Consider the following 22,826-nt stretch of genomic DNA (forward strand, 5'->3'; position numbering starts at 1 on the left):
CCTTCTGCAGCCGGCGGCGATCGGCTTATCGAAGGGGCTTCCTTTCATTGGGATGAAGAATGAGTGCCGTTCTGAATTTGGGCGCAGAACAACCGGACAATCTCGGGATCGTACAGCGTGCCTTCGCAGCGAATCAATTCATCCAGCGCCTCGTCGACGGTCTTCACGAGCTGATAATTCCGGTTGCTCGTCATCGCGTCGAAACTATCGATCACCCGGATGATGCGGACTTGCGCCGGCAGCTCCAGCGTTCGCGAATTGAATGGGTATCCCGTGCCATCCGTATTCTCGTGATGCATCGTGATGACGTCGGGCAGCACGATATTCCGGTCCGCGAGCTCGCGGACGAACTCCATTCCGTACAGCGGATGATTGCGAATTTCGTGCCATTCCTCGTCCGTCAGCCGTGAATTCTTGTTCAACATTTCGCTTGGAATCCTAAGCTTGCCGATATCGTGCAGCAGCGCGGAATACACGAACCGCGCGCGATCCGTCCGCCGCATGTTCAGATGACCCGCAAACCAATCGCAATATTCCGCCACCCGCATCGAATGCGCGTAAGTTCCGGTGTCGTGTTGTTCCAGCCTGGCCAGCAAGGATAAGATTTCCGGGTCAACGACTTCCATCGACATCCGTAGTCCGCTCATCGCGCGCCCACCGTTCCAACCATGCCTACGTTCATTGTGCTTGCTCCCCGTTAATAGCGTAACAAAAAAAACCGACGCAGTCGCCACTGGTCGGTTGCACTACTCGCTCCCAATCTCCCAAGTGCCCAGGTAAAGAAGATTGATCATCGCATCCATGTCCGTTTTTATTTGTAGTCTACATGTTCGACATGTCGGGCGCGGATTCCTTCAAGGGCAAACCAATAATTTTTATAGTAATAAGTGGAAATCGTAACATTAAATGATCAACAACTTCCTAATAATCTCCATCGACAAGAATAATTAGGAAAAGAAAAGCCCCTTACGTCGTTCATCACGCTCGTAAGGGGCCAATGCCGGTTAAACTTGAACGCCAGCCGTCTCGGCCAGCTTGCGTTCCTCCTGCGACTTCGCCTGGGGCTCGTCATGCCACCAATGGAAGCCGTCCTGCTCCAAGAGACGGTCGGCCGCTTCCGGACCGTTCGAACCTGCCGGATAGGCGTGGAGCGGGAGTTCGTTACGCTCGAACGCGTTCAAGATTGGCTGCACCCACTGCCAAGCGAGCTCCACTTCGTCCCAATGGGCGAAGAACGTGGCATCGCCGCGCATCATATCGGCAATAAGCGTTTCGTACGCTTCCGGAATATCCTTCTCGTCCACGGCCGTGTGAATTTGAACCGGTTCGATTTTGCCGTTCAGCGGATTCTTCATATTGAGCTGGAACGTCATGCCCGCTTCCGGTCCGATATCGATCGTAAGCAGATTCGGCGCGGTCGCCTCGTTCGTGCGCGAGAATTTGTCCGCCGGGTCCTTGAACTCGATGACGATCCGGGTCGACTTGCCCGCGAGCCGCTTGCCGGTGCGAATGTAGAACGGCACTTCGCTCCAGAAATAATCGTCGATCCACAATCTCGCCGCGATGTACGTGTCGGTGGTCGAAGCCGGGTTCACCCCAGGCTCCTCCGTATAACCCGCGACCTGTTGCCCGCCGATCTGGCCGGCTGTATATTGCCCGCGCACGATGTTCGCCTCGACGCCCTCTTGTTGAAGCGGGCGCAGCGCTTCCATTACCTTGCGCTTCTTGAAGCCGACTTCCTCGGCGGTGCTGTGCTTCGGCAGCTGCATCGCCAGCATCATCAGCATCTGAAGCATATGGTTCTGGAACATGTCGCGGACCGCGCCGGAATGATCGTAATACTCCGCCCGGGTCTCTACGCCGACCGTCTCGGCCGCCGTGATTTGCACGTTGGCCACGTACCGGTTGCGCCACAGCGCTTGCAGCACCGGATTGGAGTATTCGAGCACCTCCAAGTTCTGCACCATCGGCTTGCCGAGGTAGTGATCGATGCGGAAAATTTCCTTCTCCTCGAACGCTTGCGCCAAGCTTGCGTTCAGGACGCGCGCGGATTCAAGGTCATGGCCGAACGGCTTCTCGATGACGAGCCGCTTCCAGCCGGACACGCGGCTTAAGCCGCTCTCTTGCAAATTCGCCACGATCGTGCCGAACAGCTCCGGCGCGACGGACATATAGAAGACCCGATTCTCCGGCAGCACGAAACGCTGTTCGCGCTCCTCGATGCGCGACGCCAGCTTCGCGTAATCGGACAGCTCGTTCACGTTCAGCTCGGTGTAGCCGATATGCTCCAAGAAGTCGCGCACCGTGGCTTCATCCGACGTCGTCCTTCTGGAGAAGGCGCGCAGCGATTGCGCGACCTGGCCGCGGAATTCGTCTTCGCTCAGCTTGCGCCGGCCAAGACCGATAAGTTGAAAGGACTCCGGTAACTTCCGGTCCACGTATAAATTATAAATCGCGGGGAAAATTTTGCGTTTCGCCAAATCGCCAGTGGCGCCGAATAGTACAAACGTCATTGCATCCATAGTCGTTTCCCTCCGAGCGGCTCCAAATCGCCGTTGTTTCTCTCTATGCTACTCAGAATACCACCGCATACCGGAAGCTTCATGAAGAGTTGATGAAGGCATTATGAAGGGTTTATGAAGATGTCACAATTCCGTCACAAATGAGCATGCGCCGCTTAGCGGCCTAAAATACGCGAAAACAGGCACAATTCCTAATGGAATCATGCCTGTCCGGACAGTTGCGCTCGTGCGTGAGCTTGTGAACCCTATCCAAAAATTTAATACCCATCCGTCCCGCGCGCATTGTCCTTCGCGTATCGCGAAGCCTGCGCCTCGTCCGCCGAGCCGCTGCCGCCTGCCGCATCCGCGTGCTTGAGTCCTTCCGCGACGCGGCGCCCGTAATCGGCATCCGCCTGCGTAAAGTAGCCGATCATTCGCTCCCGGATATCCGCCTTGCATACCTTGAGCGCGCCGACGAGATTCTCGATCAGCTCGTCGCGCTCCCAATCTTCGAACGCCCGGTACGTATCGCCGGCTTGCCCGAAGTCGTTCGTCCGCTCGATGCGCTGGCGAACCAGGTTCGCGTTATAATGCGGCTCGTGGTCCTTGCCGGTCTTCGGCGCTTCTTTCAAGCCGCCTAGAGAGGAAGGCTCATAGTTGACGTGCGGATTTTGTCCCGGCGCCAAATCCACCTTGTATTCCATCTGGCCGTCGCGCTGATTGGTCGCGACATGCGTCTTCGGCGCGTTGATCGGCAGTTGCAAATAGTTCGCGCCGACGCGGTAACGCTGCGTATCCGAATACGAGAGCGTGCGGCCCTGCAGCATCTTGTCATCCGAGAAGTCCAAGCCGTCGACGAGAACGCCCGTGCCGAACGCCGCCTGTTCCACCTCGTTGAAATAATTTTGCGGGTTGCGGTTCAGCGTCATTTTGCCCACTTTAAGGAAAGGGAATTTATCCGGCGGCCACAGCTTCGTCGGATCGAGCGGATCGAAGTCCAACTCCGGATGCTCGTCGTCGCTCATGATTTGCACGCACAATTCCCACTCCGGAAAGTCGCCGCGCTCGATCGAATCGTACAGATCCTGGGTCGCATGCTCGGTATGCGTCGCTTGGATCGTCTCGGCATCCTTTTGCAGCAGGTTTTTGATGCCCTGCTTCAGCGGCTCCCAGTGGTATTTGACCAGCACGCCGACGCCATCGCTATTCACCCATTTATAGGTATTGACCCCGGAGCCCTGCATCTGCCGGTAGTTCGCCGGAATGCCCCAAGGCGAGAACACGAACGTCACCATATGCGTCGCTTCCGGCGAGAGCGAGAGGAAGTCGAACATCCGCTCGGGATCGTTCAAATTGTTGACCGGGTCCGGCTTGAAGGAGTGGACCATGTCCGGAAACTTGAGGGGATCGCGGATGAAGAAAATTTTCAGGTTGTTGCCGACCAAATCCCAGTTGCCGTCCTCGGTGTAAAATTTCACCGCGAAGCCGCGCGGGTCGCGCAGCGTCTCGGGGGAATGGCCGCCGTGCACGACGGTCGAGAACCGCACGAACACCGGCGTTTGCTTGCCCGCTTCCTGGAACAGCTTCGCTCGCGTATATTTGGCGACCGGCTCCTCTCCGACCTTGCCATAGGCTTCGAATATGCCATGCGCGCCCGCGCCTCGCGCATGCACGACCCGCTCCGGGATGCGCTCGCGGTCGAAATGGGTGATTTTCTCGATGAATGGATAGTTCTCCAGCGTCGTCGGGCCGCGGCTGCCGACCGTGCGGACATTCTGGTTGTCGCTGACCGGATGCCCCTGGCGCGTCGTTAACGTCAGATTGTTGTCGCTGCTCATGGATCTGCTCACCTTCGCTATGGATTAGATAACCATACGTTAGAATGACCCAACTTTGGAATGGATATCCAACTACATCGAGACGTCCCCCAAGTAGGCAATATAAACGGAACGCAAGAACCAAACAATAGTGCCAGCAGAAGCAGAAGGCTAGACAGCGAATGAGTCGAAACATGGCGCGACAAGCTGAACGTTTGCTGAACCCACTGGACCTGCGGCGCGGAAACCGCTTAGAATGGACAAACCGAACTGATCTTCAAGCGATGAAGTGGAGGAATCGATTCATGCATCCCGATAAACGCATTCGTATTCTGCTTGCCGACGACGAACCGAATATATTGCAATTTCTCGAGCTGGGTCTCCTTGGCGAAGGCTACGACGTTCACACCGCGCAGGATGGCGAGGAAGCGCTGCAAGCCGCTCGCGAATTCAAGCCGCACGTGGCGATACTAGACGTCATGATGCCGGAGAAGAGCGGCTTCGAGGTATGCAAATCGCTCAAAGAATCCGGCGACAAGATCGCCGTCATCATGCTGACCGCCAAAGACGAGGTCACCGACCGAATTCGGGGCCTGACGCTCGGCGCGGACGATTACATGGCCAAGCCGTTCAGCTTCGACGAGCTGCTAGCCCGTATCCAAGCGCGACTGCGCAACCAATTCCCGGATCTGCTCGGGGCCGTCACGTACGGTCCGTTCCGGATCGATGACCGCAAGAACGAGATTATGTATATGGAACGCGTGCTAGAGCTGTCGCCGACGGAATACGACCTGCTCAAGTTTCTCGTGATCAACCACGGCGCGGTGCTCGGCAAGACGACGATTCTCGATAAAGTGTGGTCGTACGACTTCGGAGGCGAAAACAACATCGTCGAGGTGTATATCCGCTCCCTTCGCGAGAAGCTCGGCGACAAGGAGCATCGCCTCATCCGGACGCTGCGCGGCGTCGGCTACCGGGTCGATCTTCCATGAGCCGGCGGTCGCTTGGGCCCAGGTCGCTTGGGCCCAGGTCGCTTGGGCCGAGGTCGCTTGGGCCGAGGTCGCTCCGCTATCAGCTGCTGTTGCGTTCCATCTTATTAATTGCCGGCATTCTCATCGTCATCGGCGTGATGCAATATGTGTTCATGAAAGAGTTTCTGTATCGAAATAAAGCCGAGTCGCTCGAAGCCCAACTGTTGACGGCGCCGATCAATAACGCGCTCGGCGCATCCGGCGACTGGCAGCGGCGCGAAGGCGCATCCGGCACGGTCAAGCCGCCTGCTGCTTCCGTGGTCGCCGCGCAAGCCGTCGCGGCGGACGGCGAAAGCGATTCGAGCGCGCCAAGAACCGCGGATCCGCGCCCTAACCGCCCCCGATTCTTCCTGACGGATGCTTCACTTGCATACGTGAGCAAAGACGGGCAATACACCGATCTGTCCGCCGAGGACGGCCTGTCGTCGCCGAGGCTGACCGCGGAGCAATACGAGACCGTTCGCGCCGCGCTCGAGAGCAAGCGCGGCAAGGCGGATTACCGGCTCGCCGCCAATGCCGAAGGAACGGAGCAGCTCGTCGTGTTCCGGCTCGACGGACCGCCGGGACGGGGGCATGGCGGCATCGTCCAGATGGGCGTCCGTACGTCGCCGCTCTCGGACGTCATCATTCAACAGCTCGTCATCTTCGCCACATTATCGACGCTTGCGCTGCTCGTCGGCGCTGCGCTGTTCTTGCCGCTGCTGCGGCGTACGCTGATTCCGCTCTCCACGGTCGTGGCCGCGGTGGAGAAGACCGACGCCGGCAATCTGACGGAGCGGCTGCCCGACCATCAAGGCCAGGAGGAAATCGACCGGCTGTCCGTGTCGTTCAACGGCATGCTTGGTCGGCTCGACCACGCGTTCGAAGCGGAACGGGCGGCCAAGGAGCGCATGCGCCAATTCATCGCCGACGCCTCGCACGAGCTGCGTACGCCGCTGACCTCCATTCACGGCTTTCTCGAGGTGCTGCTGCGCGGGACGGTCACGAAGCCGGAGCAGCTTCGTTCGGCGCTCGGCAGCATGCATACCGAATCCAAACGAATCAATAAACTCGTCGAAGATCTGCTCTTGCTGGCGAAGCTCGATCAGCAGCCGCAGCTTGCCCTATCCCGCTGCAGCCTCTCCGGCCTGATCCGGGAGATGGAACCGCAGCTGCGGCTTCTAGCCGGCGAGCGCGACGTTCGGCTGGACCTGGATGAGCCGGCCGACATCATGGCCGATGCGGATAAAATCAAACAAGTCGTGCTCAATCTGTTCCATAACGCCGTGCAGCATACCGATGTCGCAAGGGGCGCGATCCGCCTGTCGATCCGCGCCAGGGGGGCCGGATGGCCGACCGAGCTGTCGGTGTCCGATAATGGTCCCGGCATAACGCCCGAGCATCAAGCCCGCTTGTTCGAGCGGTTCTACCGGAGCGATTCCTCCCGCACGCGCAAGTACGGCGGCGCCGGCCTCGGCCTTGCGATCAGCCGCTCGATAGCCGAAGCGCACGGCGGCGCGATCGAGGTCGCGAGCGAACCCGGCTTGGGCTCGACCTTCTCGGTCCTGCTCCCGGACGCGACGGATACGGACCGTTCGCCGAAGGACTGAAGCGGCGGCGCACGGCCGGCCCCCTTCCTCGCCCTCGGCTATCTTTCAGCTTCGCTTAAGGTTGTCGCGTTATGCTTGACCTGCGCAAGACCCGCTCTCCCCAGTGTTCATCGCGCAAGAAGAGAACAGGCAGTGCCTCACGGCCGGTTGCAGACGGCGGGAGACACTGCCTGTTTCAGTTTGGACCTCTCGTTCTCAAGATGGTTACAGCAGCCCCTCGCGGAACGGTCGAATGAGCGAATCCCGCGTCTCCTGCTTCTTCCCTGCGAGCAAGCCCGCCAGACGCGCGCGCTCCTGCGAGGACACGAGCGCTAGCTCCGCAAGCCGAGCGGCGAGCTTCGAATCGTCGGCGGCCACGATTCGCTCCGGCAGCCCGAGCCCGCAGAGCAGGTCGAAGGACTTGAACCGGTAGCCGATGCACCCGAACGGCACGCCGGCGACCGCGGAGAGCAGGTTGGCGTGCAGCTTGAAGTTGAGCGTCGCCTCGAACGTCTGCAGCAGTTTGACGTACTGTTCCGCGCCGTAGACGTTCGTATCGAGCACCGTCTTCTCCGGTATGCCGATCTTGCCGTATAGCCGTAGCAGCGCTTCGCGGTCCGGCCCCCATACCGAGTACAAGTAGATATCGAAGCCTTGCGCGATGAGCGCTTTGGCCGCCTCGGCCAGCGCGTCCTCGACATAGGCCTCGCTGCCGCCATAAATCCGGTTGTACGACGTCCCCCAGTTGATGCCGATCCGGCGAACCGCCGCCTGCGTCGCATTCGCCTCGGCCGCTTCCGGCAAGAGCGGTTCCGGCGCCGCCATCAGCATCGCGGAATCGCCGGATATGTCTACGCCTTCCGTCCGCACGCCTAACTCGCTCAAGTACCGGAGCGTCCACGGCCCCCTGACACCCGTATACCCCGAGTAGGCGACGATCTCGTCAAGCTTGCGCCGGTAGTCGTCCGATTCCTTGGCCGCGTCGGAGACGACCGCTCCGCCTTCGCCCGGAAGCAGACGGTTCAACCGGTCATGGCCGCTCCCCCATATGACCGTCTTCTTCCCGAGCTCCATCGCCCGGTGGAGCAGCTCCACGTACCCCGGGATGATGAGCGACCCGCCGCCGAGCACGACCGAATCGTACGCGGCGACGTTCTTCCAATCCACCGACGGCAGCGAAGGAACGATGCGGTATTCTGCCGGATCCAGCTCGGCGGCCGCCATATCCCGGAACATCTCCCACATCCATTCGTCGCCTAGATTGTTAAATCCGATCCATCCCAGATACAGCACGTTTCTCATCGTTTATCCACGCTCCTTCGGCGCATTCCGGCTTAGCGAACGATACAGAGCCGCAAGCCGAACGGCTTTGTCTTGAATATCGAATCGCGACAACGTCCACGCCCGGCTCTCCTCGCCGATCGCGGCAAGCCCGCGCGGGTCGTTCAGCGCGGCATCCAGCTCCTCGGCCATTCGGCGCTCGTCCGGGCGTTCCCGGGAATCGTGGTCGCCAAAGTAACATTGCCAGGCTTCCTCCCGGTTCTCGGCTCGCACGAGACCGAAATAACCATGATTGCCTACCGCGAGCACCGGCTTGCCGCAAGCCATCGCTTCCAGCGCCACGCGCCCCGTGCCGACGACGAGATCTCCCGCATTAAAGATCCGCCTCATCTCCGTCTGATTGCCCGCCAGCTGAACGAAAGCCTCCCCCGCCTCCGCGTTGACCGCCTCCGCCAGCTCCTTGACGGCGGCGAACTGGTTCCCGTCGCCGGCGATGACGACGCGCAGCCGCTCCCGTCCCGCTTGGCGGAGCGCATGGGCAGCCCGAATGAGCATCAGACAAGCGCTTGCCTTATCCCATGCCAGCCGGCTGGCGTACACGATGACCTGCGAATCCGGCGCGATGCCGAGCGATTCTCGAGACTTCGCGGACGATTCCGGATAAAAGTCGGCGGCATCCACGCCATTGGGAATCAACCGCGAAGCGATGCCCTGACGAGCCAGATAGGCCTCGACCGGCTTGCTCACGCTGATGAAGACGGCGCCAACCTCCGCTAAACCGCGCAGTTGGTCCGCCGGGTAATAAGCTCCGTGCACGGTCATAACGACGGGGATGCCCAGTTTGGCGGCCGCCTTGGCCGCATACAAGCCCGAAGGCGTCTGATGTACGTGCACGACGTCGATGCGGCGCCGGCGCATAATTTGGACAAGCGCGCGTTCGACCGGTTCTTGCCACTCCGGGGCCAGCAGCGAACCCGCGGCCAATTCCACGATATGAATCGGGCAGCCCGCCCTCGCATACGGCTCGTACATGACGCCGCCCGCGCCGGCGTAGACCGGCTGGACGCCGATGCGCGGGAATGCCTTCACCAGACTAAGCACGTACGTCTCCGTCCCCCCGACGGACAAACTATCCATGACCATGAGCACCCGCATGCGGTCACTCATCGGTTTGCTCCGTATGGGGCTTGCCGAAATATTGGCGGGAGCGCTGCTGCACATGCTTGCGGTAATAGTACAGCACCTCCGGCAAATTCTCGACGTTGCGGGCGCCCGGCTTGATGGCTTTGGCGATGAATTCGTAATCCTCCGCGCCTTCGATCCTTCGCGTATGTCCGCCGATCCGATCGAACAATTCTCCCCGCAGCATGGCCGTCCCGTGGCAAATGCAGTGCCCGCCGGCGGCGTACACTTTGCCGATCTGTTCGCCATAGCGCAGCCAATTGGCTCTCATCCTCCGCTCCGGATAACCGTCCTCGAATACTTCGTAATTCGTGCCGACGAGGTCGATGTGCGAATGAGCGTCCAAATACGCGACCTGCTTCTCCAGACGCTCCGGATGCGATAGATCGTCGGCATCGTGAATGGCGATATATTCCCCTTTGGACAAATACATGCCCGCGGTTATCGCCCCCGCATAACCGGAATTGCGCGGCAGGCGCAGCGCATAGACGCACTTGCCCCCGGAGAGGAGCGGTTCGTTCTCGCCAAGCCAGCGCGCGGCCAGTTCATAGGAACCGTCGGTCGACGCGTCGTCGACCAGAATCAACTCCCAATGCGGATACGTCTGCCGCCGAATGCTATCCAGACACTCCATCAAATAAGCCCGTTTGTTATAGACCGTCATCACAATGCTGACCAAGCCCGGTATGCGCGCATAGGTCATGCTACTCGCCTCCTTCCGGTTTCTTACGTATTAAAGCACCCGAATATAGGCAATCAGGCGCAGCTGAAAAATCGCGTAACTGCCCATCTCGTATCCGGACAGCTCGGACGTGCGCAGCGTCAAGGCGGAGCCGTCCGCAGATACGACGACGCCCGTCGTCGTATCCAGCGCGCTTGCCACCTGAACCTGCTTGCCGATCAAAGCTTGCAGCTCTCCGTTCATCGTTCCATCACCTGCTTCCCCGGAAGATGAAAGCTAACGATTTGCTCCAGCGGGATCAACACGTATGACCCCCCGCTCTCGGCGATTTTGACGTAATCCCCGCCTACCGTCGCGATCTCGCCCGCCACAAGCCCGGCCTGCGTCGTCAGCTCCGCGCGCCTGCCCTGGTAACGGCTCATCATCTCCTTCATCCGCTCCAATCCCGGGTCGAAACCGCCCGCTCCCGACTCCGGGACGCCTTGCGCATCGCCTCTGCGGATCAGCGATCGCAGCAGCCGCCGCAGTCCGGCTCTCGGCGGCGTCTCTTGTTCGCTGCCTCCGCTAGGTTCCGGACTTCCGTATAGCGCGCGCAGGACGCGCGCAAGGCCGTCGAATAGCGCCTTCAGCTCTTTTTCGTCCATAATTATTTTCATCGCTTCCTCCTATCCTCGCTTCTCTATGAACATGAAGGGAGATCCTTACAAACTATGAAAAGGAGCATGAAAAGGTACGTTCGTTGGCCTGTTCATCCGAAATTGTTCGCCTGTCTCCGCGGGGTTGGCAAACGACCGGTCGCCTTCGGACATCGTCCCTTCCATTTGCCTTATTGCCCAAGGTAGGCTAGAATGAGTTGTTAATGCTTAGCAAGCCGCAAAGCACAAACTACGAAAAGCGCGCAGGTGACCATATGATCGAAGTAAGAACGTCCAAAATCGATGACGGCGAGTTTAACCGCGGCGTATTCGCGACCGAACCGATCGCCAAAGGCACGATGTTTCACGCCGCGCCGGTCATCCCTTATCCGAACGAGCAGCATGAACACATCGAGAAAACGCTGCTTGCCGACTACATGTTCTCCTATGGCGAGAATCATACCGCCTTGCTGCTCGGCTACGGGATGCTGTTCAACCATTCCTACAAGCCCAATGCCTATTACGAGCTCAACTTCGACAACCACACGGTCGAGTTCTACGCATATGGCGACATCGCGGCCGACGACGAGATTTACATCAATTACGGCGGCGAGGTCGACAGCGAGGACGCGATTTGGTTCGAGGATAAGAACGCAAGCGAATAACGCAAGGCCAAACGGCTGTCGCCTTCTTTTGCGGCGAGGTACGTTTCGTTCCGGATAAGCGGATTGGTTTGCGTTCACCATCGGAAGATTGGGAATGCAGCATTCCGCGACAGTGAAATACAAGATGACTTATATTTGTGAAACACATCATTTCTTGTATTTGCAAAAAGCCGCGCGGCCTTCTTCAGGCCGCGCGGCTTTTTTTATCCATTTCTCATCTGGCGTTCAGGTTGGTTTAAGGAATCGGCGCTACACTCGATCACAAGCCGCACAATCCCGCTGGCGATGAGATAGCAAGGGCACTGGACCCGCCGCCTTGGCGGGTCGCTTTTTTTTATTGGAAGGCGCGGCGTTCAACCGTTCCTGTACTTGAGCGGCGTCCGCCCGACCTCCCGTTTGAACAGCTGGATGAAATACGACGGATTCGGCAATCCCACCTCCGCGCCGATCCGCTCCACCGGCAGCGCGGTCGTCCGGAGCAGCCGGCAGGCGTGCTTGATCCTGCGCGCCGTCAAGTAATCCGTAATGCTGCTGCCGGTCTCCTGGCGGAACAGCCGAGAGACGTAGAACTTCGACAGATGCAGCTCCTCCGCCATCCGCCCGAGCGAAAATTCTTCCGCGTAATGCTGCTCGATCCACTGCATGACGCGTTCCGAATACCGAGGCGTTCGCAGCGGCTCCAGCTGCCCGGCTTGCGAGAGGCCTTCAGGCGCCTTCTCCGCTGCGTCCTCCATCGCTTGCAGCAGCTGAAGCATCAGCACCGTCAGCTCCTCGGCTTGCCCCGCGTCCCCGGCCTGAAGTCTCCTTCCCTGCTCATAACGCTCGAACATCCATTCGACCAGCGATGCAATTCCGCTTAAGTCATAGACAGCCTGCGCGTCCCGGCCTTGGACCAACTCCCCGAAGAAAGCCGAACGTCGCGGGAGCGCCTGAAGCGCGGCCGCTAGCGCCGCCGGATCCACATAGAGCACCGACCTAACATAAGGCGCGTCTTCGCCGACGTTGGCATGCACGTGATGAAGCCGGTAAGGCTGGAAGAAGAACAGCATGCCTCGGCGAATCTCGTAGCTCTGGCGGTTCAGCACGACGCGGCCATGGCCTTCATGGACGAACAGCAGCTCGCAGCATTGGTGCCAGTGGTAGAATCCGTTAAAATCCCGGTCGTTGTACGACCGGTAAAACCACGTGTCCCGTTTCCCGTCGAAGAGGATCGGATCGAAAAGCCTTTTCATCGTTGGCCCCCACAATGCGCAATCGCACAACATTTTACTACATTCTAGTATAACTTCCGTTACCCTTCTCCCGCTACAATAGGAACCATGAAAGGTCGTTCTAAAAGTCGCCAATTGATCACGAAGCGGATCAAGGTGTAACGCGGCATCGAATCTTGCGTTCAGGCTCGAAGTCCGGTGCGCATTAACCTTCTCGGTGCTGAATGGTCGGCTTTTTGAACTTCATTTAAAGGAGGAGAATACGATGATGGATAGCGCTTATATTGCTAACGTAATGGAACGGCTGGATCATAAAGTAACGCGAATGATCGGCCAGATCGGCGAGAAATGTCCGCATTTTGCAGGCAAGGACGGCAAGTATGACAGCACAGGCACCGATTGGTGGACGAGCGGCTTCTGGCCGGGATTGCTTTGGCTCATGCACGACATGACGGGCGGCCCGCAGTACCGGGACGCCGCCTGGCAGTGGGACGAGACGCTGGAGCGGTGGTTCTCCGGCACGAGCGGCAATATTCATCACGACGTCGGCTTCCAGTTCCTTGCGACGGCCGTGATGAAACATAAGCTGACCGGAGATGAGGAAGGGCAGCGGCGCGGCCTCGTCGCCGCCAATTATCTCGCGGCCCGATACAATCCGGCCGGCGGCTTCATCCGCGCCTGGAACGGCGATCATTACGGCTGGGCGATCGTCGACTGCATGATGAACATCTCGCTGCTGTTCTGGGCCAGCGAGACGACGGGCGATCCGCGTTACCGGCATATCGCGATCCGTCATGCCGAGACGACGCTCCGGCATGGCGTTCGGGAGGATGGCTCGGTCAAGCATATACTGTCGTTCGATCCGAGCAGCGGCGAATACCTGGAGAATCTCGGCGGGCAAGGCGCCGCCGCCGACTCCTCGTGGAGCCGCGGCACGGCATGGGCGCTGCACGGCTTCGCCAATACGTACCGCCATAGCGGGGACGAGCGCTTCCTGGACGCGGCCAAACGGATCGCCCATTATTTCGTCGCTTCGCTGCCGGACGATCATGTCCCCTATTGGGACTTCCGGCTCGACGGCTTCGAAGGAGAGCCGCGGGACAGCTCCGCCGCCGCCATCGCGGCCTCCGGCTTGCTCGAGATCGCGGACGCCGTGCCCGGCAAGGAGAAGCAGACCTACCTTGCGGCCGCGCATCGGATCTTGCGCTCGCTGACGGAACAATATGCGACGTGGGATGCGCCGGAACACGAAGCGATTCTGCGTCACGGCACCGGCCACAAGCCGCAAAATCAGTTCGTCGACGGCTCGCTCATCTACGGCGATTATTATTACGCCGAAGCGTTCGCCAAACTGAACGGCTGGAAACATCGGATGTATTAAACGCCGGTACTTAAGCTCGTGGTCGAGTCCATACTCGCCCAATAGCAACCCACAGCAAGGGGCCCTTCGCTAGAGCAGAGGGCCTCTTGCCTCGTTGCCGTTAGCTTCCACGCTCCGCCGGTTCGGGTTTCCAATACTTCCCGTCCCAGCTTACGGCGGCTCCTACGTTCGTTCCGGCCGCCAGCTTGGCCGCTGCTATGGAGATCGTCTTCCCGTTCACAAGCAGCGACGCTTCCGCCGGCCCTATCGCCTGGACGACGCCGATGCGGCGCACGACGCAGCTGTTTGTATCGCGTTCTTGCATGGCGCTTATCCTCGCTCCTTCCGGTCGCTTTGCCACCATTTATGCCCAAGGCTGATGGAGGCTATGGCATGTTGCTTCAATAATCATATTATACGCGCGCATGCTCCGGTTTACGGCAGTTCCGCCGTGCGGGTATAACCCGTCGCCTCCACTAACTCTTGTCCCTGCTCCGAGCGGATCCATTCGAGAAGCGCCTTCGCGTTCGGATTGCTTATCCCCGCCGTCACCGCATAGAAGTCGGCCTACAGCGGGTACGTGCCATCGCGTATCGAATCCCGGTCCGGCTTCACGCCGTCCACTTCCAATAGCCGGATCTCCCCGTTCCCGACTATCTGCGTCGCATAGAACAGGAACGAAAACCCGAGCGCGTTCGGATAATTGCGATAATCCGCCGTCTGCTCGATAATGCCCGCCATCGCTTCGGCAACCGTCTCCTTCGGCGGCGTCATCAGCCGGTAGTCGGCCATCATGCTCTGCAGCATCGTCTGGCTGCCGCTGTTCTCCGGCCGCTGAAACGCGCGAATAGCCTCGCTTTTGCCACCGACCTCTTGCCAGTTCTTCACTTCCCCGCTATAAATGCGCCGGATGTCGGCCAACTTCAGTCCCTTAACCGGATTGTCCGCCTGCACGAAGAAAACGAACGTCTCGCGGCCGATCGGCGTCAGCTCGAGCTTGACGCCCTTCCGCTTCGCCATGGCAAGCTGCTGCTCGGACGGCGCCGCGGCGAAGATCATGTCGACTTCGCCGTCCATCAGACTTTCGTAGGCGGATGCGGTGCCGCTGCTCGTGACAAGGCGGTCGCCGCCGTAGGCCGGATACGCCCGGTTAGATATACCGCCTGCGCGAACGCCGCGTACAGCGGGTATAACGCCGTGGCCCCGTCCAGCTTCGGCAGCTCGCCGCCAAGCGACGTCATGATCAAGCCGATAAACGCGACCAGGCCGATCACCATCACCGCCAGCACCCCGACACTCATACGCACGACAGTCGACCAACTCATGCTACAGCTCCCGTTACCATGTATTCTCCGAACGCCAGATGAAACGATATGCGCCGATTCCGGACGTTATGGTATTTGACAGCTATCTTCCATTCCCTTCCAAAGCGAACGATTTTAAGGAAAACTTTTAAGCAGCCCATCCATGATTGGCATGGACGCGCCGCTTGTCGAGCTCAGGAATAGGGATTATACGGCAGCCTCTTCGCCCGCGGCTTGCCGGCTGCGCGGAAGCCTCGCGCGCACGGCGACTACGAAGACGACGAGCGAGAGTCCCGCCGAGGCCGCGCAGACGACGAACAGCGCCGGGTAACCGGCGAACTGCGACACGCCGCCGAGCGCGATCGAGCCCAGTCCGATGCCAAGGTCGAACGCCGTGAAGAACGAGGCGTTCGCCACGCCTTTCTGGTCCGGACGCGCCATCCGGAGCGCGCAAGCCTGGAGAGCCGGCTGCGCGGAGCCGAAGCCGATCCCGTAGAGAACGGCTGCCGTCACCACGCCGGCGACGCCCGAGGCCAAGCTTAGCACGATCAAGGCCGCAACCGTGACAACCAGCGACGGGATAATGACCCCCGCCTCCCCGTATCGGTCCGACAGTTTGCCGGCCATCGGCCGGATTAGCGTAAGCGCAATCGCATATACGAGGAAGAATAGTCCGGCGTTCACGCCGATCGAGACGGCGAACAACGACAGGAACGTCGTGATGCCGCCGTAGGCGACCGCTAGGAACAGAATCGCGATCGTGACCGGCAGCAGCGATTTCTCGAACAGCTTCATCGGCTGGCGTCCCGCCGAGCGCTCGAAAGGCGTCTTCGCGGCGAACGCGAGCGCAAACGCCAGGACGGACAATCCGGTCGCGACGAGCACGACGGCACGGAACGACCCTTCCTCGATCAGCCACAAGCCTGCCATCGGCCCGATCGCCATCGCGATCGTCATGGCCATGCCATACCAGCCCATGCCTTCGCCGCGTCGCGCCGGCGGAATAATGTCCGTTATCGCCGTGCCCACCGCCGTCGTCGACATCGCCCAGCTTACGCCATGCAGGAAGCGGAGCGCGAGCAGCGCCGCGATGCCGCCGATCCAGTCGTAGGCGTACATGGCCACCGCGAACAACAACAGCCCCCCTATAATGAACGGTCTACGCCCGTACCGGTCCAGCAGTCCGCCCACGAGGGGACGGAATAAGACGGCCGTGAGCGTGAATACGCCGCTAACGAGCCCGACCTGCGTTTGCGAGCCGCCCAAATCTTGAATAAACAACGGCAGCGTCGGCAGCAAAAAATAAAACCCGGTAAACAGCGCAAGCATCCCGATTGTGAGCGTCACGAACGGCCCCGTCCATAATCGTTCCATATCAATCTCCTCCATAACTCGTTCATATCGTTACGTTAATTGTAGCGCTGCATACGCCGTCAGACATCGCCGGAAGGACGGATTTACGTCAGACCTCCTCTTCGACTTTCGCCTGAGCCCGCCTCCGACTTTCGTCGTAGAAGACCGACTTGGAGCCTTCGCTCCTCCCCGCTCATTCGATCAGGGGATCGATTCGTTCTCCCGCCGCCGCATCTCGCGCAAAAGGTCAACATTTCGCGCAAAATGGGCATGTCTCGCCCTTCGAGAAGATGCTATCTTACAAATAAGCGGCTTCCTTCCGGCTTTCTCGCCAGTGGTGAAAGCGTTTGGCGAACAACAGAACGGAAGCGCTTACATTATCAGGAAGGGGTTTTGATCATGCTTCCTCGTCAATCGGAAAGGCGGTTATTGGTTGTGGTGCTTGCGTTCATGCTTATGCTTGGAGGTACCTTCGGTTCGTTCGCGCCGTCCGCCCATGCGGCGGATGAATACGACGGACTGCGGGCCAAATGGAAGGCGCTTCTCGTCGGCGCTAACGCGAATACGTCCGATCCGGACATCGCCGCTTCGATTCAATCCACGACGGCCAAGGCAAGCGGCTTCTGGACGTCGCTCGACACCTCCGCCGGCCGCACGGCATTATGGAGCGACCTGGCCAACTGGTCGGCTTCCAGTACGATTACCGGCAGCTATAACCGGCTGAAGACGATGGCGATCGCGTATGCGACAAGCGGCTCTTCCCTCCAGAATAACGCGACGCTCAAGAGCGACATCATTGCCGGCTTGGACTGGCTGTATGCGAACAAATACAATGCGACCAAGAGCGAGACGGGCAACTGGTGGGATTGGGAAATCGGCACGCCGCTCATTTTGAACGACATTATGACGTTGATGTACGACGACCTGTCCGCGGCGCAGCGGACGAATTACTTGAACGCGATCCAGAAGTTCTGCCCCGATCCTACGAAGCGGACGATCTCCCCGACCATCACGGAGACGGGCGCCAACCGGCTCGACAAGGCGCTGATCGTCGCGGTCGCGGGCGTCGTCGGCAAAGATTCCGCCAAGCTGGCCGCCGGGCGCGACGCGATCAGCCACACGCTGCTCTATGTGACGGATGGCGACGGGTTCTATACGGATGGTTCGTTCGTCCAGCATACGGACGTGGCGTATACGGGCAGCTATGGCAGCGTGCTCATCTCCGACATGGCCAAGCTGCTCTATCTGCTTCAGGGCTCCACCTGGCAGGTAACGGACGCCAACCTTGGCAACGTCTACAAGTGGGTTACGGAATCGTTCCAGCCGGTCATGTATAAGGGCGCGATCATGGACATGGTGCGCGGGCGCGCGATCTCCCGCGAGGAGTCCGAGGACCATGAAGCCGGACGTTCGATCATCATCTCGCTCGTGCGTCTGGCGGAAGGCGCTCCGGCCGACAAGGCGCTGCAAATTCGACAGATCGCCAAAGGCTGGATCGCGCAGGATACGACGTTCGCCAACTACTATGCGGAGATGAGCGTATCGGATATCGTTCGCGTCAAGGCGCTCATGTCGGATAGCCAAATCACGGCCGGCAACGATCTCGTGAAGACGCACGTCTTCGCCGGCATGGACCGCGCCGTGCAGCTGCGGCCCGCGTTCGCCCTTGGCCTCTCCCTGTTCTCCAGCCGCATCTCGGCCTTCGAATACATTAACAGCGAGAACGGCAAAGGCTGGTATACGGGCGCCGGCATGACCTCGCTCTATAACGGCGATTTGAGCCAATTCAGCGGCAATTACTGGGCGACCGTCGATATGTACCGGCTCCCGGGCACGACGACGGATGGCGCCGTTAGCGCGACGCCGGTCAATTCGAAGCATTACACCGGCAACCGCAATTGGGTCGGCGGCTCCGAGCTGGGTAACCAGGCGTCCGTCGGCATGGACTTCTCGATGACGCCGGTGACGGGCACGACGCTCGCGGGCAAGAAATCGTGGTTCCTCTTCGGCGATCGAATCGTGGCGCTCGGCTCGGGCATCGCGAGCACCGACAACAAGAAGGTGGAGACGATCATCGAGAACCGCAAGCTGAACGGCGCAGGCACGAACGCCCTCACGGTGAACGGCACCGCCAAATCGATCGCATCCGGCTGGAGCGAGGCAATGACGAACGTCAGCTGGGCCCATCTCGCCGGCAGCGCGGCCGGGTCGGATATCGGATACTATTTCCCGACGCCTTCTGCGGTCAGCGGCCTGCGCGAGACGCGCACCGGTTCGTGGAGCCAGGTCAATACGGGACAGAGCGCGGCGCAGGTGACGAACCGGTTCTTAAGCCTTTCCTTCAATCACGGGAACAACCCAAGCGGCGCGACATATGCGTACGCCGTTCTTCCCGGTAAGTCCGCATCCGCCATGGCAGCGTACGCGGCGAACCCGGATATCGCCGTGTTGGAAAATTCCACGGCCGCGCACGCCGTCCGCGATGTCTCGTCGGGAACAGTCGGCGCGAATTTCTGGAACGACGCGGTCAAGACGGTGAACGTGAACGGATCGGCCTATTTGACGAGCAACAAGAAAGCATCCGTCACCGTCACGGAATCGGGCGGCGAACTAGCCATCGCCGCTTCCGATCCGACGCAGGCCAATACAGGCACGATCCGTATCGAGATCAACCGCACGGCCACGTCCGCGCTGTCGCTTGATCCCGGCGTCATGGTCGTTTCGCTCGCGCCGACGATCAAGCTGGACGTGAACGTCTCTGGCTCCCTCGGCCGATCGTACGCGGCGAAGCTTGCGCTGGGCAGCGCGGTCGTGACGAATATTGCCGCCGAAGCGGATGCCTACGTTCGCGACGGGGCGAGCGCAAGCGTGAATTACGGCGCCGATGCGTCGCTCGTCGTCAAGAACGACGGCACCGGCTATGCGCGCGAATCCTACATCCGGTTCAATCTCGCGGGCGTAAGCGATCCCGTTACGAGCGCCAAGCTGCAGCTGACGCCGACGAGCGTCGGCATGAGCGGCATCGCCCATCATGCCTATCTGGCAGCTAGCGACAGTTGGGGCGAGAGCACGATCACGTGGAGCAACAAGCCCGCTTCGGGCGCGCTGCTCGGATCCTGGACCGTCCCGGCGGCGGGCACTTCCGCCATGATCGACATCACCGCCGAGGTGAACGCCGCCATCGCGGGCGACAAGAAGGTGTCGATCCGCATTGCAGGCGCATCCAACCAAGGGGCGAACGGATGGGCGAACTACGGCTCCAAAGAACATGCGACCGCAGATAGCCGGCCCGCGCTCGTGCTCGTGCAGTAGCGCGGCGTCGCGGGTGAACCGACAATACAAACGATGATCAATCAAGCGCGTTATTCGCTTCCGGCAGAGGACGCGCTTGTTTTATGTACGGTTTCAGCTAACCGGCCTATGCCACAACAAAAAACAGCCGCGAATGCGGCTGTTCCTCGATTCATCTATGACATGGTTCGCAACGTTCAATACGCATGCAGCGCAAGCACTTCCAACGAATCCATCAAATCTTCAAGCTCCTGCCTCGTCATCGCCTGCATGTTGTCCAGCAGTTCCCGGACGTTCGCGTCCCCTACCAGCTCGCTTAACGTGACCATTGGCGCTTCTTGCATTAATTGTTCGTTCATTCCGATTCCTCCTCGTTCTGGTTCGAAAACCACTCTTCCATGTTAGCCCGGAAAAGGAAGAACGCGGATCGCTTCCCTTCGGCAGCTGGCTGACACGCGCGCTGTTACATGCCGCGCAAGTCCCTCTAGCTTTGCGTCGCTGGCTTTCGCCAGGTTTGCCATTTATCGAGTAAGTCTTCTTAACCACATTGTACAGGACAAACGTCCTGCTTGACCAGCCCAAAATATGAATATCACGGTATGCTATGCCGCCAATTTTCCAGACAGATGCCTCCGCCTTATTACGAACATGCCCCAGCTAGCGCGAAGAAGCCGCAGACACCGCCGTCTGCGGCTCCCATGCATGCCATTATGTGCCATCCTATTTCAATTCCAGCTCGTCGGCGTCGCCAGGGGCAACATGCTGCCGCGCCTCTGTCGGCTGTTCCGACGCTCGCGTACGGTGCGTATCCGCGATGCCGGCATGAAGCATGCCGAATTCATCCATTTCCGGGTTGTCGCCGAAGAGAGTCGCCTTGTCTACCACCGCCCCAACCTCCTTTCGCTTTCAATTCCCAATGCTCACCCTGTAGTGTCCGCTGCCAATTGTTGTCTTATACGCGAAACCCCGCATTTTCGACAAACCGGGAAATGCAGGAAGCAACGGCGATACCGCGATTTTGGCAGACATCCCTTCTCGCGAACTAGTACCTCGGAAGCTTGAAACCTTTCTGATATTCCCCTCTATTCATTTTGCCAAGGGTACTCCGATATATATTTACATTGGATTTCTGCTGCTATACTGACTCTATCAATCTAGCAACGCCCCACGCCACCTATCGGAGGGACATCATGTCAAGTCAGCCACAGATCATGCCGACACGCCGCTATGCCCGTTTCCTCGCTTTGCTTCTGCTCTCATTCGTGTTCGCGCTCGCCGGCACCCACGTGTCGGCCGCTCCGAAGGATCGACTGGCGCCAACCGCGCCGATGAGCCTGACCGCGCTTAATGTTACTTCGTCCAACCTCCAGCTGAGCTGGAAGCCGTCGACCGACAATGTCGGCATTGCCAAGTACCTTGTTTATCGCGGAACGGTCCAGATTGGATCGGCCACGACGACCGCTTACGTCGTGAACAACCTGCTAGCGGGGACGAAATATTCGTTTATCGTAAAAGCTGCTGACGCCGCTGGGAACGTGTCCGCGGCAAGCGCGACGCTGACCGTCACGACAGCGGTCGCCGCGACGACCACGACGACCGTCTCCACGGATGCGGCAGCAACAACAACAACGACAGGAACGGCTATTGAAACAACGACATCAGCGGCGCCGACCGCGACAACCACGGCATCCCCATCCGTCGCAGCGACCGGCAAACGCGTCGTCGGGTATTACACCGGTTGGTCGACGTATAACGGCTTGCAGATCGCCTCGATCGACGGCAGTAAGCTGACGCACATCAACTACGCGTTCGCGAACGTCGGCGCCGATTTAAAAGTCGTGCCGAGCGATCCGTACGCGGATATTCAGAAGCGTTTCCCGAACGAACTGACCACCGATCCGTTCTACGGCAATTTCAATCAGCTGTTGAAACTCAAACAAAAGTACCCGCATCTGAAGACGCTGATCTCGGTCGGCGGCTGGGGCGGATCTGCCCAGTTCTCGAATGCCGCGCTGAACGAAACGAATCGGGAAATTTTCGCCGCGAGCGCGGTCCAGTTCATCGTCCAGTACGGCTTCGACGGCATCGACATCGACTGGGAATATCCGGTTGCCGGCGGCGCCGCGGGCAATATCAACCGCCCGGAAGACAAGACGAATTTCACGCTCCTCATGCAGAAGCTGCGCGAGAAGTTGAACGCCCAAAGCCTCAAAGACGGCAAAACCTATTTGCTGACGTTCGCTTCCGCCGTCGGCGGATCCTACCTGAACAACGTCGAAATCGCCAAGCTGGCCGCCATCTCGGACTACATTAACCTGATGAGCTACGACATCCACGGCACGTGGGAGACGATGACCGGATTTAACGCGCCGCTCTACCGCGACCCCGCCAGCAAATTCACATGGGAAACGAGCGTGAGCGACGCGATCGCGCTCTACTTGAAGGCCGCCGTCCCCGCGGACAAAATCGTCATGGGCATCCCGTTCTATGGCACGAAGTACACGAACGTCGCGAGCGCCGGCAGCGGCCTCTACCAAACGTACTCCGGCGGCGGTTCCGTCACGTATGCGGACCTGAAATCGTCCTTTATCGGACTGAACGGCTACACGCGCTATTTCAATGCGGACTCCAAGGTACCTTACCTATGGAACGGCAGTACGTTCATCAGTTACGACGACGCGGAATCGATCGGCCACAAAGCGGCATACATTAAGAGTCAAAATCTCGCCGGTGCCATGATTTGGTCGCTCGGCTACGATACGACGAACGGCGAGCTGCTCGGCGCGCTCCACCAAAGCCTGCAATAATACGATTTCTTATATCGGAAATGCTGTCGCCCTCCCGCTCGCGGGAGGGTTTTTGCGTATCCATGCCGATCAGCGTCGAAATGGAAAGGCTTCCATTACCAACTCCGAATCGGTACAATAACGATAGACCCCGTCATC

Annotated in this window: 21 protein-coding genes and 2 riboswitches; of the genes, 6 read left to right on the forward strand and 15 right to left on the reverse strand. The window is 59.4% G+C overall.

Features of this window, described 5'->3' with window-relative positions; all coding sequences use genetic code 11:
- Window positions 1–44 precede the first annotated feature (44 nt).
- The 3 genes from BCM02_RS17310 to BCM02_RS17320 form a co-directional block, all read right to left on the reverse strand.
- Entirely contained in the window at window positions 45–647 is a 603-nt protein-coding gene (locus BCM02_RS17310; RefSeq protein WP_148930371.1) for an HD-GYP domain-containing protein, read from the reverse strand.
- A gap of 79 nt (window positions 648–726) precedes the next feature.
- A riboswitch (cyclic di-GMP riboswitch) is annotated at window positions 727–809 on the reverse strand.
- 195 nt (window positions 810–1,004) lie between these two features.
- Window positions 1,005–2,522 (reverse strand): glucose-6-phosphate dehydrogenase, encoded by a 1,518-nt coding sequence (gene zwf, locus BCM02_RS17315; RefSeq protein WP_148930372.1) that lies wholly within the window; start codon window positions 2,520–2,522, stop codon window positions 1,005–1,007.
- 257 nt (window positions 2,523–2,779) lie between these two features.
- Window positions 2,780–4,339 (reverse strand): catalase, encoded by a 1,560-nt coding sequence (locus tag BCM02_RS17320; RefSeq protein ID WP_148930373.1) that lies wholly within the window; start codon window positions 4,337–4,339, stop codon window positions 2,780–2,782.
- 284 nt (window positions 4,340–4,623) lie between these two features.
- Between BCM02_RS17320 and BCM02_RS17325 the strand changes: the two genes are divergently transcribed.
- Both BCM02_RS17325 and BCM02_RS17330 read left to right on the forward strand, forming a co-directional pair.
- Complete coding sequence (locus BCM02_RS17325) at window positions 4,624–5,310, forward strand: response regulator transcription factor (RefSeq protein WP_148930374.1); 687 nt, start codon at window positions 4,624–4,626, stop codon at window positions 5,308–5,310.
- Entirely contained in the window at window positions 5,307–6,938 is a 1,632-nt protein-coding gene (locus BCM02_RS17330) for a sensor histidine kinase (RefSeq protein WP_148930375.1), read from the forward strand. Before BCM02_RS17325 ends, BCM02_RS17330 begins: the two co-directional genes overlap by 4 nt.
- 204 nt (window positions 6,939–7,142) lie before the next feature.
- Here BCM02_RS17330 and BCM02_RS17335 read toward each other — a convergent pair whose 3' ends face one another.
- The 5 genes from BCM02_RS17335 to BCM02_RS17355 are packed head-to-tail and all read right to left on the reverse strand — an operon-like array spanning window position 7,143 to window position 10,718.
- Complete coding sequence (locus BCM02_RS17335) at window positions 7,143–8,219, reverse strand: polysaccharide pyruvyl transferase family protein (RefSeq protein WP_148930376.1); 1,077 nt, start codon at window positions 8,217–8,219, stop codon at window positions 7,143–7,145.
- Between the two features lie 3 nt (window positions 8,220–8,222).
- Window positions 8,223–9,365 carry a glycosyltransferase gene (locus BCM02_RS17340; RefSeq protein ID WP_148930377.1) on the reverse strand — a complete coding sequence of 381 codons (1,143 nt, stop codon included), beginning with the start codon at window positions 9,363–9,365 and terminating at the stop codon, window positions 8,223–8,225.
- Window positions 9,358–10,083, reverse strand: coding sequence for a glycosyltransferase family 2 protein (locus BCM02_RS17345; protein WP_148930378.1), 726 nt, complete (start codon window positions 10,081–10,083; stop codon window positions 9,358–9,360). The genes BCM02_RS17340 and BCM02_RS17345 overlap by 8 nt, the downstream gene beginning before the upstream one ends.
- A 30-nt stretch (window positions 10,084–10,113) precedes the next feature.
- Entirely contained in the window at window positions 10,114–10,305 is a 192-nt protein-coding gene (locus BCM02_RS17350; RefSeq protein ID WP_148930379.1) for a hypothetical protein, read from the reverse strand.
- Window positions 10,302–10,718, reverse strand: a complete 417-nt coding sequence (locus tag BCM02_RS17355) for a hypothetical protein (RefSeq protein WP_148930380.1) — start codon at window positions 10,716–10,718, stop codon at window positions 10,302–10,304. The genes BCM02_RS17350 and BCM02_RS17355 overlap by 4 nt, the downstream gene beginning before the upstream one ends.
- Before the next feature lie 254 nt (window positions 10,719–10,972).
- On the opposite strand from BCM02_RS17355, the gene BCM02_RS17360 reads away from it, so the two are divergent.
- Window positions 10,973–11,362 (forward strand): SET domain-containing protein, encoded by a 390-nt coding sequence (locus tag BCM02_RS17360; protein WP_148930381.1) that lies wholly within the window; start codon window positions 10,973–10,975, stop codon window positions 11,360–11,362.
- A 353-nt stretch (window positions 11,363–11,715) separates the two neighbouring features.
- On the opposite strand, the gene BCM02_RS17365 is transcribed toward BCM02_RS17360, so the two are convergent.
- Window positions 11,716–12,594, reverse strand: coding sequence for an AraC family transcriptional regulator (locus BCM02_RS17365; RefSeq protein WP_187434267.1), 879 nt, complete (start codon window positions 12,592–12,594; stop codon window positions 11,716–11,718).
- 247 nt (window positions 12,595–12,841) lie between these two features.
- Between BCM02_RS17365 and BCM02_RS17370 the strand changes: the two genes are divergently transcribed.
- Complete coding sequence (locus tag BCM02_RS17370) at window positions 12,842–13,954, forward strand: glycoside hydrolase family 88 protein (RefSeq protein WP_148930577.1); 1,113 nt, start codon at window positions 12,842–12,844, stop codon at window positions 13,952–13,954.
- Window positions 13,955–14,054: 100 nt separating this feature from the next.
- On the opposite strand, the gene BCM02_RS17375 is transcribed toward BCM02_RS17370, so the two are convergent.
- The 4 genes from BCM02_RS17375 to BCM02_RS17385 all read right to left on the reverse strand — a co-directional run bounded on the left by BCM02_RS17375 (window position 14,055) and on the right by BCM02_RS17385 (window position 16,611).
- A complete protein-coding gene (locus BCM02_RS17375) occupies window positions 14,055–14,258 on the reverse strand; it encodes a hypothetical protein (RefSeq protein ID WP_148930383.1) in 204 nt (67 codons plus the stop codon).
- A 242-nt stretch (window positions 14,259–14,500) separates the two neighbouring features.
- Complete coding sequence (locus BCM02_RS35995) at window positions 14,501–15,010, reverse strand: PstS family phosphate ABC transporter substrate-binding protein (protein ID WP_246183421.1); 510 nt, start codon at window positions 15,008–15,010, stop codon at window positions 14,501–14,503.
- Complete coding sequence (locus BCM02_RS36000; RefSeq protein WP_246183422.1) at window positions 15,010–15,258, reverse strand: hypothetical protein; 249 nt, start codon at window positions 15,256–15,258, stop codon at window positions 15,010–15,012. The genes BCM02_RS35995 and BCM02_RS36000 overlap by 1 nt, the downstream gene beginning before the upstream one ends.
- 186 nt (window positions 15,259–15,444) lie before the next feature.
- Window positions 15,445–16,611: an MFS transporter gene (locus BCM02_RS17385; RefSeq protein ID WP_148930384.1), complete on the reverse strand. Its 1,167-nt coding sequence runs from the start codon at window positions 16,609–16,611 to the stop codon at window positions 15,445–15,447.
- A gap of 429 nt (window positions 16,612–17,040) precedes the next feature.
- On the opposite strand from BCM02_RS17385, the gene BCM02_RS17390 reads away from it, so the two are divergent.
- Window positions 17,041–19,902 carry a polysaccharide lyase family 8 super-sandwich domain-containing protein gene (locus BCM02_RS17390; protein ID WP_246183423.1) on the forward strand — a complete coding sequence of 954 codons (2,862 nt, stop codon included), beginning with the start codon at window positions 17,041–17,043 and terminating at the stop codon, window positions 19,900–19,902.
- A 176-nt stretch (window positions 19,903–20,078) separates the two neighbouring features.
- Here BCM02_RS17390 and BCM02_RS35315 read toward each other — a convergent pair whose 3' ends face one another.
- Both BCM02_RS35315 and BCM02_RS35320 read right to left on the reverse strand, forming a co-directional pair.
- A complete protein-coding gene (locus BCM02_RS35315) occupies window positions 20,079–20,240 on the reverse strand; it encodes a hypothetical protein (RefSeq protein WP_187434268.1) in 162 nt (53 codons plus the stop codon).
- A 77-nt stretch (window positions 20,241–20,317) separates the two neighbouring features.
- Window positions 20,318–20,410, reverse strand: a riboswitch (cyclic di-GMP riboswitch).
- A gap of 191 nt (window positions 20,411–20,601) precedes the next feature.
- A complete protein-coding gene (locus BCM02_RS35320) occupies window positions 20,602–20,766 on the reverse strand; it encodes a hypothetical protein (RefSeq protein ID WP_187434269.1) in 165 nt (54 codons plus the stop codon).
- A gap of 305 nt (window positions 20,767–21,071) precedes the next feature.
- Here BCM02_RS35320 and BCM02_RS17395 point away from each other — a divergent pair, with 305 nt between their 5' ends.
- Complete coding sequence (locus BCM02_RS17395; protein ID WP_148930386.1) at window positions 21,072–22,688, forward strand: glycosyl hydrolase family 18 protein; 1,617 nt, start codon at window positions 21,072–21,074, stop codon at window positions 22,686–22,688.
- The last annotated feature ends 138 nt before the right edge of the window (window positions 22,689–22,826 follow it).

This window comes from Paenibacillus methanolicus (assembly GCF_008124765.1).
Lineage (GTDB): Bacteria > Bacillota > Bacilli > Paenibacillales > Paenibacillaceae > Paenibacillus_Z > Paenibacillus_Z methanolicus.

Excerpts from the sequence above, each read along its gene's own strand:
- BCM02_RS17345 (WP_148930378.1), bottom strand. The coding sequence starts at position 10,083 with ATGACCTATGCGCGCATACCGGGCTTGGTCAGCATTGTGATGACGGTC.
- zwf (WP_148930372.1), bottom strand. The coding sequence starts at position 2,522 with ATGGATGCAATGACGTTTGTACTATTCGGCGCCACTGGCGATTTGGCG.
- BCM02_RS17335 (WP_148930376.1), bottom strand. The coding sequence starts at position 8,219 with ATGAGAAACGTGCTGTATCTGGGATGGATCGGATTTAACAATCTAGGC.
- BCM02_RS17325 (WP_148930374.1), top strand. The coding sequence starts at position 4,624 with ATGCATCCCGATAAACGCATTCGTATTCTGCTTGCCGACGACGAACCG.
- BCM02_RS17360 (WP_148930381.1), top strand. The coding sequence starts at position 10,973 with ATGATCGAAGTAAGAACGTCCAAAATCGATGACGGCGAGTTTAACCGC.
- BCM02_RS17330 (WP_148930375.1), top strand. The coding sequence starts at position 5,307 with ATGAGCCGGCGGTCGCTTGGGCCCAGGTCGCTTGGGCCCAGGTCGCTT.
- BCM02_RS35315 (WP_187434268.1), bottom strand. The coding sequence starts at position 20,240 with ATGAACGAACAATTAATGCAAGAAGCGCCAATGGTCACGTTAAGCGAG.
- BCM02_RS35995 (WP_246183421.1), bottom strand. The coding sequence starts at position 15,010 with ATGGACGGCGAAGTCGACATGATCTTCGCCGCGGCGCCGTCCGAGCAG.
- BCM02_RS36000 (WP_246183422.1), bottom strand. The coding sequence starts at position 15,258 with ATGAGTTGGTCGACTGTCGTGCGTATGAGTGTCGGGGTGCTGGCGGTG.
- BCM02_RS17320 (WP_148930373.1), bottom strand. The coding sequence starts at position 4,339 with ATGAGCAGCGACAACAATCTGACGTTAACGACGCGCCAGGGGCATCCG.
- BCM02_RS17385 (WP_148930384.1), bottom strand. The coding sequence starts at position 16,611 with ATGGAACGATTATGGACGGGGCCGTTCGTGACGCTCACAATCGGGATG.
- BCM02_RS17350 (WP_148930379.1), bottom strand. The coding sequence starts at position 10,305 with ATGAACGGAGAGCTGCAAGCTTTGATCGGCAAGCAGGTTCAGGTGGCA.
- BCM02_RS17390 (WP_246183423.1), top strand. The coding sequence starts at position 17,041 with ATGCTTATGCTTGGAGGTACCTTCGGTTCGTTCGCGCCGTCCGCCCAT.
- BCM02_RS17355 (WP_148930380.1), bottom strand. The coding sequence starts at position 10,718 with ATGAAAATAATTATGGACGAAAAAGAGCTGAAGGCGCTATTCGACGGC.
- BCM02_RS17365 (WP_187434267.1), bottom strand. The coding sequence starts at position 12,594 with ATGAAAAGGCTTTTCGATCCGATCCTCTTCGACGGGAAACGGGACACG.
- BCM02_RS17310 (WP_148930371.1), bottom strand. The coding sequence starts at position 647 with ATGAGCGGACTACGGATGTCGATGGAAGTCGTTGACCCGGAAATCTTA.
- BCM02_RS17395 (WP_148930386.1), top strand. The coding sequence starts at position 21,072 with ATGTCAAGTCAGCCACAGATCATGCCGACACGCCGCTATGCCCGTTTC.
- BCM02_RS17375 (WP_148930383.1), bottom strand. The coding sequence starts at position 14,258 with ATGCAAGAACGCGATACAAACAGCTGCGTCGTGCGCCGCATCGGCGTC.
- BCM02_RS17370 (WP_148930577.1), top strand. The coding sequence starts at position 12,842 with ATGGATAGCGCTTATATTGCTAACGTAATGGAACGGCTGGATCATAAA.
- BCM02_RS17340 (WP_148930377.1), bottom strand. The coding sequence starts at position 9,365 with ATGAGTGACCGCATGCGGGTGCTCATGGTCATGGATAGTTTGTCCGTC.